This window comes from Candidatus Thermoplasmatota archaeon (assembly GCA_035541015.1).
GTDB lineage: Archaea > Thermoplasmatota > SW-10-69-26 > JACQPN01 > JAIVGT01 > DATLFM01.
Genome location: DATLFM010000110.1, coordinates 39999 through 48441, shown reverse-complemented (window position 1 = coordinate 48441; position 8443 = coordinate 39999). Strand labels below are relative to the sequence as shown.

Annotated in this window: 12 protein-coding genes; 7 read left to right on the top strand and 5 right to left on the bottom strand. The window is 65.2% G+C overall.

Annotated elements, in window-relative coordinates:
* Together VM681_11005 and VM681_11000 are read left to right on the top strand one after the other, a co-directional pair.
* Positions 1-501 (top strand): hypothetical protein (locus VM681_11005; GenBank protein ID HVL88514.1); only part of this gene is annotated, 501 nt, incomplete at its 5' end.
* Between the two features lie 446 nt (positions 502-947).
* A complete protein-coding gene (locus VM681_11000) occupies positions 948-1250 on the top strand; it encodes a hypothetical protein (protein HVL88513.1) in 303 nt (100 codons plus the stop codon).
* A gap of 5 nt (positions 1251-1255) precedes the next feature.
* On the opposite strand, the gene VM681_10995 is transcribed toward VM681_11000, so the two are convergent.
* The 3 genes from VM681_10995 to VM681_10985 all read right to left on the bottom strand — a co-directional run bounded on the left by VM681_10995 (position 1256) and on the right by VM681_10985 (position 2870).
* Positions 1256-1423 carry a hypothetical protein gene (locus tag VM681_10995; protein ID HVL88512.1) on the bottom strand — a complete coding sequence of 56 codons (168 nt, stop codon included), beginning with the start codon at positions 1421-1423 and terminating at the stop codon, positions 1256-1258.
* A gap of 130 nt (positions 1424-1553) precedes the next feature.
* Positions 1554-2387 carry a DNA adenine methylase gene (locus VM681_10990; GenBank protein ID HVL88511.1) on the bottom strand — a complete coding sequence of 278 codons (834 nt, stop codon included), beginning with the start codon at positions 2385-2387 and terminating at the stop codon, positions 1554-1556.
* Positions 2388-2588: 201 nt separating this feature from the next.
* Positions 2589-2870: a hypothetical protein gene (locus VM681_10985; GenBank protein ID HVL88510.1), complete on the bottom strand. Its 282-nt coding sequence runs from the start codon at positions 2868-2870 to the stop codon at positions 2589-2591.
* Positions 2871-3042: 172 nt separating this feature from the next.
* Between VM681_10985 and VM681_10980 the strand changes: the two genes are divergently transcribed.
* On the top strand, positions 3043-3636 hold the full coding sequence (locus tag VM681_10980; GenBank protein HVL88509.1) for a hypothetical protein: 594 nt from the start codon (positions 3043-3045) through the stop codon (positions 3634-3636).
* Positions 3637-3645: 9 nt separating this feature from the next.
* Here VM681_10980 and VM681_10975 read toward each other — a convergent pair whose 3' ends face one another.
* Positions 3646-4224: a hypothetical protein gene (locus tag VM681_10975; protein ID HVL88508.1), complete on the bottom strand. Its 579-nt coding sequence runs from the start codon at positions 4222-4224 to the stop codon at positions 3646-3648.
* A gap of 139 nt (positions 4225-4363) precedes the next feature.
* Here VM681_10975 and psmB point away from each other — a divergent pair, with 139 nt between their 5' ends.
* Complete coding sequence (gene psmB / locus VM681_10970; protein ID HVL88507.1) at positions 4364-5041, top strand: archaeal proteasome endopeptidase complex subunit beta; 678 nt, start codon at positions 4364-4366, stop codon at positions 5039-5041.
* Between the two features lie 101 nt (positions 5042-5142).
* Positions 5143-7062 carry a beta-CASP ribonuclease aCPSF1 gene (locus VM681_10965; GenBank protein HVL88506.1) on the top strand — a complete coding sequence of 640 codons (1920 nt, stop codon included), beginning with the start codon at positions 5143-5145 and terminating at the stop codon, positions 7060-7062.
* A gap of 27 nt (positions 7063-7089) precedes the next feature.
* Here the strand turns inward: VM681_10965 and VM681_10960 are convergent, their stop codons facing one another.
* The gene (locus tag VM681_10960; protein ID HVL88505.1) at positions 7090-7596 is read right to left on the bottom strand and encodes a hypothetical protein; all 507 of its coding nucleotides are present in this window, start codon (positions 7594-7596) and stop codon (positions 7090-7092) included.
* Positions 7597-7712: 116 nt separating this feature from the next.
* On the opposite strand from VM681_10960, the gene VM681_10955 reads away from it, so the two are divergent.
* Positions 7713-7964: a hypothetical protein gene (locus VM681_10955; GenBank protein HVL88504.1), complete on the top strand. Its 252-nt coding sequence runs from the start codon at positions 7713-7715 to the stop codon at positions 7962-7964.
* Between the two features lie 80 nt (positions 7965-8044).
* A complete protein-coding gene (locus VM681_10950; protein HVL88503.1) occupies positions 8045-8440 on the top strand; it encodes a hypothetical protein in 396 nt (131 codons plus the stop codon).
* Positions 8441-8443: the final 3 nt, after the last annotated feature.

The window sequence follows — 8443 nt, the reverse complement described above, 5'->3', positions numbered from 1 at the left end:
GAAAAGCACTCGTTCTTCCTCAAGCTCATCGCGAAGTTTCCCAGCGTGCGGATCGTTCCGCAAGGTTTGACGCTCGACGAGATGCTGGAAGCCTTCGACCACTTGGCGCACGCGATCTACGACCGCGGCGATACGGTCTTGCTGATCGAGGAGGCGCACGTCGTTGCTCCGCAAGGTAAGACGCCGCGTTACGCGCAGATCCTTGTGACCGACGCGCGAACGCAGGCCAACGACCTGCTCATGGTCAGCCAGCGAGTGCAACTGCTCGACACGACGATGGCTTCGCAAGCCAACGTTCGAATCACGCTGAAGATGACCGACCCCAACGATCTCAAGCGCGTCAGCACGTTCTTCCGAAACCCGCTTCCCGGAAGGTTTCCAAGCGTGGGCGCCTACATTTCGCGAATGCTTCCGTTCCAAGCCCTGTACGTGAACGAGAAGAACGGACTGGAGCTCGTCCTGCATACGAGCAAGATCGGAAACTTCGCGCACTTCGGATAGGAGATGAAACCATGTTCGGAATCACCGGAAAGGAAACCAAGCTCAGCATTCGGAACGGAATCCTTCGCTTGCTGCGCATCGGAAGCAAGCACCCCTGCCTTTATTGCGGCGAGCCGTACGCAAGCCGAACGGGGCGATGGTTCCACGAGAGCGCCTGCAAATGGAATCCCGATCCCGCCTGCCGATGGTGCTTCCGGCGCTACCTTCCCCGCAACTTGGAACTTCATCAGCGTCGTTGTCGCCTGCGCGGAGTCGTCGTCGTGGAGCTTGGGACGCCCGCGCCGGAGTATCGCCTCCAGCGCTTGGTCCGTTCCTTGCCGCGACAGGCGGCTGCGATCCGGCAGCAGAAGCCTCGTCGCTCGCGAGTTTCGCGGGCGTAAGGGGATGCGCTGGGGGAGTCTCCTCCTCCAGCAAGTCTCAAGAGCCATGCGAAGCCTCCCGAGCGCATGAAGTCCTCGTACCCGGAAGAAAAATACGACGTCGCAGTCCGCGCGCTTGCTATCGGCACGGATTCAATCCAGCACCGTTTGCGGGAAGCCTACATTAGCATCATGCGGCTTCAGAAAATGGACCTCAAGGAAGAGAAACTCTGGCAAGAGCACGAATCGATCATTAACAGCTTGACCGGGACCAAGCAAGGTCCCGGCGACGATCCGTTGGATAGAACGCTTCGCCAAATGTCGGACAGCGATGCAAGCCGCATCGCCGACCGGATCGTGAGTTTCTCTTACGAGGTTCGACGCCGGTAGGCGGACTACAGCCTCCGTCGGCCATCAATGAACGGGCGCGCGACGTTCGGGTCGTCCAAGAGCACGAGAATCCGAACGGGACGTCCCCGGTATTTCTTGAGGTAGAGGCGTCCTTGCGAGCTCACGCGCGTCGTGATGACGGCAAGGATTCGTTCCGTTTCTTCGTAGACCATTTAGAGCGCCTCCAGGCGTTGCCGAAGTTCCGCTGCAAGGTTCCGTAGCGTGTCTTTTTGGGATTCCGTGAGGCATTCGAGGTTGTCGGGACTTTCGCCAAGTTGGATCAGTCGCAAGACCTGCTGGGTGCTAAGGTTCAGTTTGTAGATCATCGAGGTTCACCACCGTTTCCGCGAATCCCGGGCGAACCAGCGGGCAGACTTTCGCGGTGTCGTAGTTCGAGATGAGCAGCACGTCCGCGTAGCGTGGCTGCGCTTCGCGGTTGAAGCTGCGGTATTGGGTCGGAATCCGTTCCGTTGGGTATTCCGACCAGAGTTCCCGGAGGCGGGGCCAGTCCGGGTACGTCATCAGGAAGCGGCCCTTGATTCCGGCAACGACGCGCTTCAGGCGGTCGTGTTCGGGGTCGGACCATCCGTAGACGCCGCTTGTAAACTTGATCGGGGCATAGGGTGGGTCGAGGAAGAAGAACGTCTGCGGGCTATCGTACCGCCGGATCAATTCCTCGAAGTCCAATCGCTCGATCCAGACTCGCTGCAACCGCTGGCTTGCTTCCCGAAGGCGGTCCATGTCGACGCGGCTTGGCGGGCGCGTCTTGGTGGGTCGGTATTCCCGCAGGTTGCAGTTGAACGACTGGCTGACGAGAAGGTAGAACCGTAGGGCGCGTTCGACGGGATCGAGCGGTTCCCGGGGTTCATCCCGCGCCCGAAGGAAGTCGTCGCGGCTTGGCATCAGGAACTTGGCTTTCCGAAGGAACTCGTCTTGCTGATTCCGAAGAACGCGGAAGAAGTTGACGAGATCGGCGTGGATGTCGTTGTAGATCTCCGACTTGGACCGTTCCTTTCGGAACAGGACCCATGCCGCGCCGCCGAAAACTTCGACGTAGCATTCGTGCTTCGGAATGCGCCGAACGATCGTTTCGGCAAGGAGGCTCTTGCCGCCGAACCACTTGATCGGCGACCTCATGCCCCTTGCCTCCGCTGGCCCGCGCAAAAGAAGAAAAAAGAGGGGTGGCCCGCCGCTTGGCGGGCCTTGAGGAACCGGCTTCCCGGTAGGGCCCAAACGCTAGGGTCTACCTCCCCGTTTTCCCGGCGGGTTGACTTCAAATCCCGACAGGAGCACTACGTCCCGGCGCCCGCGCGCCGGCACCGTTTTTCATCGTGACCCTCAGGCGTCGAAGGCGATCCGCTCGTCGCCGCCGGCAAGCGCGCTCGTCAGCCCCGCGGCGACCATCTGCTCGGGCGTCAACGCGCCGGGCTGGCCGGCCAGGCGCTCGAAATACTCCTTGAGGGCCGTCTCGACCGTGGCCGAAATACCCTGCCCCCGAAGGATCTTCTGGGCGTGGAGGCGGATGCACGTCGGGTGCGAGAGCTTGACCTTGACCTCGCGGGGCGACTGGCGGACGCGGCGGGGCTGCAGTTCCATGCGCATCGGGTTCGGCGGTTCCATTGGCTTCCCTCGCCCGTGAGTGGACGCCCGCTTCCATAGCGCTTGGCAACGGGAAGGCCCGCCGGGCAAGCGCCCGCTTGCGACCGGGCGCCGCCGACGGCCGCCGTCTTCCACCGCGCCTTGTTCCCCAAACCGCAAGCCCACCCCAACGCCAAGGCGCGATGGTACCCCTATGATCGACATTCCCACGCGCGAGCGCGTGCTCGCCCTGCTCGACGAGTGGCCCCAGGGACCGGCCGACGCGGCGCGCGAGCTCCTCGACCGCTACGGCGAGCCGGAGGAGGCCGGCCCAAGCTTCCTCCTCTGGCGCTCGGTTGGACCCTGGAAACGGATCGTCGCGTACCGGGACATCGTGCACCACGATTTCCCCCTCCCGCACGGCGACTTCCTCGAATGCTTCGTGGACTATCGCACGCCCGTCGAGCGGTTCTCGGACCTCGCGCGCTTCCACGGAAGCGTCATCCCCGAGCGCACGAAGGGCGAGGTCTCCGCCCGCTGCGACAGCGAGGAGGCCGCAAGGCTCGCCTTGAACCTCGCCCACGAGATCGTCACGGGCAACCGCGGCGTGGACGACGCGCGCCGAGAGTACGCGGCCGCGCTTGTCGGCTGGAAGGCCGGACGATCGCACCCGTACCTCGAAACGCTGACCTTCGTGCAGCCGGGAACGCCCGCCGATCCCGACGAGGTCGTGACGGCGCAAGCGGTCTTCGACGTGCTGCGGGAGAAGGTCTCCGAGTTCCGCGCCGTGCCCGAGCGATTTGGCTAGCCCCGGATTTTATGACCCTAAAAGCCGCGCCGGATTTTCCGGCGCGGCCGGCACAAGCCCGATCGCGTGGCTTCGAGGGGTCTCGATGTACAACGACAGCACGACGAGGCCGATCGCCCACGTGGCAAAGCCCAGGACGAGCGGACCCGGGGCGCCGTCGAGCAGGCTCCACAGCACGTACGCGGCGAGAAACGCCCCGGCGAGGCTTCCGTATCGCAGCGCAAGGACGGCACGCCCGACGGGGAAGCGCCCCCGAGCGGCGCCCAGCCAGAGCACGGCGGCGGGCACGAAGGCAAAGAGCGTGAGCATGGAGCGGAGCGCGTTCTCGGCGTTGCCCTGCGCGCCCCACGCGGCGGTGGACACAAGCCGCGAGACGGCGACGATGGCGATTCCCGCGCCGGCCCGCAGGAGCGTGTCGGGACGCTCGGGCTGCCAGAGGGCCAACGCAAGCAGCGCAAACCCGAGCGCGCCAAGCGAGCTTGCGACTCCGTTCCCCACCGAGCCGACGGACCAGACGTAGCTCGACAGGATCGCAAGGCCAAGCGCACAGGTGCCAGCGCCCAAGGCCGCAAAGCGGATGGGTTCCACGCTCGGCCGCAACACGCTACTCGTTCAAGAGGCTGCCGTGGACCCGTACGGGACAGGACGGGGCGCTACCGAACGCTTATATAGCGGCGCCCCGAATGACCGTTTCAGTAGTTTTCTCGACTTTTCGAGGGAACCGTTCATGGACAAACTCCTCTCCAACGAAGCAAACCTCATGAAGACGGGCACGAGCACGCTCGGCTTTGTCTGCAAGAACGGGGTCGTCATGGGCACCGAGATGCGGGCCACCATGGGCCACATGATCGGACACAAGACGACCCAGAAGCTCTTCCGCATCAACGACCGGATCGGGTTTACCGTGGCCGGCCTCGTGGGCGACGCGCAGGTGCTCGCCCGCTGGCTTGCCGCCGAGGTCGAGCTCTACGAGGTCAAGCGCAACGCGCCCATCTCGATCAAGGCCGCCTCGACGCTTCTTGCCAACATCCTGAACGGCCGCAAGTTCGCCCCCTTCTACGTGCAGCTCCTCGTGGGCGGCGTGGACAAGGAGGGCGGCTGGGTCTACTCGCTCGACGCCGCCGGCGGGAGCATCCCCGACAAGTTCGTCGCCACGGGCTCCGGCTCGCCGTTCATGTACGGCGTGCTCGAGGACCACTGGAAGGACGACATGACGACGGACGAGGGCCTCGACCTTGGCATCCGCGCGCTCATGGCCGCCATGAAGCGCGATTCGGCCAGCGGCGACGGCATCGCCATCTGCGCCATCGACCCCAAGACCGGCTTCAAGCGCCTGGACAAGGCCGAGATCGACCGGCGCAAGAAGCGCATGGGCATCGTCACGCCGCAGCCCGGCGGCAACTAGGCGCGCAACGCGCCGTTCCTCGCCCCCGCGGGGGCCTCTCTCGCTCACGCGTTCCGTAACGACGACGCGGACAGCGGAGAGACTCGGAAAGGCGATTCCCCATGGGCGTTGAAGAGCTGTTGCGGGAGATCGGCGAAACCGTGCGCCAGGAGGTTCCTCCCGGCGTCGAGATCACCGACATCGAATTCGAAGCGGCCACCCTCGTGCTCTACACGAAGCACCCGGAGAAGTTCGCCGAGCAGGAAGACCTCGTCCGCCGCCTGGCCAAGCGCCTTCGCAAGCGCGTCGTCGTGCGGCCCGACCCCTCCGTCCTCGCCGACGTCGCGGAGGCCGAGGCGAAGATCCGCGAGCTCGTCCCGGCCGAGGCCGAGATCACCGAGATCTACTTCGAGCCCGACGTGGGCGAGGTCATGATCGAGGCGCGAAAGCCCGGTCTTGTGATCGGCCGCCACGGCGAGACCCTGAACAACGTCAAGAAGGAGATCGGCTGGGCCCTCAAGGTCGCGCGCACGCCGCCCATCCCGAGCAAGACTGTGAAGGAGATCCGCGAGTACCTGCGCGCGGAGGCCGACGAGCGCAAGGCGATTCTCAACAAGACCGGCCGCCGCATCTACCGCGGAACGGGCAACCAGGAACCCTGGGTCCGCTGGACGAGCCTCGGCGGCTACCGCGAGGTGGGCCGCAGCTGCCACCTCCTCCAGACGCAGGACAGCAAGGTCATGATCGATTGCGGCGTCAACATCAGCGCCGACGGAGACGCGTCCGGCTCGCCGTATTTGCACTTGCCGGAGATCTACCCGTACGACTCGCTCGACGCCGTCGTGCTCTCGCACGCCCACCTCGACCACTGCGGCTTCATCCCGCTTCTCTACAAGTACGGCTACACGGGGCCCGTGTACTGCACGGCGCCGACGCGCGACATCACGGCGCTCCTGTGCCTGGACTATCTCAAGGTGGCCGCGGCCGAAGGGCGCAAGCCGCCCTTCGACAGCGACCACATCCGCGAGTTCGTCAAGCACTGCGTGACGCTCAACTGGGGCGACACGACGGACATCTCGCCGGACATCAAGCTCACGCTGCAGAACAGCGGGCACATCCTCGGCTCGTCCATCGCCCACTTCCACGTGGGCGACGGCATGCACAACATCGCCATCACAAGCGACATGAAGTACGAGCGGACGTGGCTGTTCAACCCGGCCGTCAACCGTTTCCCGCGCCTGGAGACCCTCATCATCGAGTCGACCTACGGCGGGCGCGACGACTTCCAGCCCACGCGCATCAACGCGCTCGACCAGATGAAGGAGATCCTGGAGCGCACGCTGGGGCGCGGCGGCAAGGTCGTCTGCCCCGTCTTTGCCGTGGGCCGCTCGCAGGAGATCATGATCGTCATGGAGGAGCTCATGCGCCGGGGCCAGGTGCCGCGCGTGCCGGTCTATCTCGACGGGATGATCTGGGAAGCCACGGCCATCCACACGGCCTACCCCGAGTTCCTCAACAACCAGCTGCGCACGACCATCTTCCACGAGGGCGAGAACCCGCTCCTCTCGCCCATCTTCCAGCGCATCGACAGCCAGGAGAAGCGCCGCAACGTCCTCGACTCGCACGACCCCTGCGTCGTGCTGGCGACAAGCGGCATGCTGTCGGGCGGCCCCGTCATGGAGTACTTCAAAGCCTGGGCGCCCGACGAGCGCAACACGCTCGTCTTCGTGGGCTTCCAGGCCGAGGGCACGCTCGGGCGGCGCATCCAGAAGGGCTGGAACGAGATCACCGTGAGCGAGAAAGGCGGCCAAAGCCGGATCGTCAAGATGAACATGCAGGTCGAGACCTGCGACGGGTTCTCGGGCCACTCGGACCGCCGCCAGCTCATGAACTACATCAACAACCTGCAGCCCAAGCCCGACCGCGTCATCGTCATGCACGGCGAGGAGACAAAGTGCCTCGATCTCGCCTCGTCCATCCACAAGAAGTACCGCATGCAGACGCACGCGCCGTACAATCTGGAGACGATTCGGCTGCGGTAGGGCCGCCCGAGGGCCCGCAGGGACGGGCTAGCGCTTGCGCGCGATCGCGGCGACGATCGCAAGGCCGACGATCGCAAACGCGGTCTCGATTCCGGGTGTCTCGCTGTTGTGCAGCCGCGACCGCTCCTCGCCTTCGAGAGAGTCACCCGAATGGTCGGAGCCGTCGCCGCTTGCCCGAGCCGACTGCGACACGAACACCGAAGCGCCAGCGTATCCATTGTAGTCGTAGATCGAAACGCGTCCGTTGCGCACGTAGTCGCCTGTGTAGGCGTCGAACGTGAACGTCAGCGTCTGTGCCTCCGTGTCGGAGGTCGCGACCTCGCTCACGGGCACGTGCAGCCATTCCTCGGTTGTGGTGACGCCGTAGCTGCACCCGCCGGGTCCAAAGATCAGGACCGACCGGCTTCCGGCGTCCGGGCCAAGGGTGAAGGAATTGGGATTGGCGGAGGGGCCGGAGCATTCGGACCCTTGTCCTTGGGCGGCCGGGAGCAGCGCCACCGCGACGAGCGCGAGCGCAAGGACACGTCCGAACATCGAGCCGCGAGCGCAAGGCCGGCTCTTAGTGATTTCGTCCCCGTGCTCTCGAACCCGTCCGAATCCGTACAGGAACTTAGGATAAGAATCATTTTCATCTACGGTAACGGATGCTTGTGGCCGTCACCCGCCTGGAGGATTCCGAGGGCCGCCTCGCCGCCGTCCTCGTCGTCGTCCGGGATCGCCCCGGCATCGACCCGCCGACGCTTGCATGCGCGCTGGGATGGAGCGTCCAGCTCGCATGGCAAGCCGTCTATCATCTGCACGAACGGGGGATCGTCGAGATCCGCCTCGACGGCCTTGCCATGCGGCTCTACGCTGCGACGCCGGACGGGCCAAGCGGCTCCGACAGGGGCCCATCGTCATGATCGCGTAGGAGGCGCAGCCGATCTCGCGAAGGTTCCGGACGGGGGAAACCTTCATCGCCGGCCGGGCGCTTGGATAGACCATGCGACTCGTCGTGCTTGCGGCCGTCGGCACCCTCGCGTTGGCCGGATGCGCGGCTCCGCCGGGGGAGCCCGTGACGCTTGCCGAAGCCCGTACGCAGCTTTTCCTCGCGGGCTTCTCCTACGAGGACCAAGGCTGCCAGGACGAGGTTCCTTTCCGCATCACGGTGGAGAACGTTGGCTCCGCGCCTGCCGGCGACGTTTGGCTAAGCGCGCAGGGCGGCGCCTCGCCGCTCGACCTGCCCGTCGGGTCCATTCCCGTTGGCGGCAGCGCGCCCATCACGGCCGCGCTTCGTCTCGCCGACACGTGCGACGAGGTCGACACGCACGTGGTCGTCCTCTCCGCGTCGGCCCGCAACGCGCCGTCCTACGTGCTGCGCGTGCAGGTGCTGACGTAGGAC

What these genes read in the sequence shown, in the direction of transcription:
- VM681_10985 (HVL88510.1), bottom strand. Translation starts at nt 2,870, where the DNA reads ATGGAACCGCCGAACCCGATGCGCATGGAACTGCAGCCCCGCCGCGTC.
- VM681_10980 (HVL88509.1), top strand. Translation starts at nt 3,043, where the DNA reads ATGATCGACATTCCCACGCGCGAGCGCGTGCTCGCCCTGCTCGACGAG.
- VM681_10960 (HVL88505.1), bottom strand. Translation starts at nt 7,596, where the DNA reads ATGTTCGGACGTGTCCTTGCGCTCGCGCTCGTCGCGGTGGCGCTGCTC.
- VM681_10995 (HVL88512.1), bottom strand. Translation starts at nt 1,423, where the DNA reads ATGGTCTACGAAGAAACGGAACGAATCCTTGCCGTCATCACGACGCGC.
- VM681_10990 (HVL88511.1), bottom strand. Translation starts at nt 2,387, where the DNA reads ATGAGGTCGCCGATCAAGTGGTTCGGCGGCAAGAGCCTCCTTGCCGAA.
- VM681_11000 (HVL88513.1), top strand. Translation starts at nt 948, where the DNA reads ATGAAGTCCTCGTACCCGGAAGAAAAATACGACGTCGCAGTCCGCGCG.
- psmB (HVL88507.1), top strand. Translation starts at nt 4,364, where the DNA reads ATGGACAAACTCCTCTCCAACGAAGCAAACCTCATGAAGACGGGCACG.
- VM681_10965 (HVL88506.1), top strand. Translation starts at nt 5,143, where the DNA reads ATGGGCGTTGAAGAGCTGTTGCGGGAGATCGGCGAAACCGTGCGCCAG.
- VM681_10950 (HVL88503.1), top strand. Translation starts at nt 8,045, where the DNA reads ATGCGACTCGTCGTGCTTGCGGCCGTCGGCACCCTCGCGTTGGCCGGA.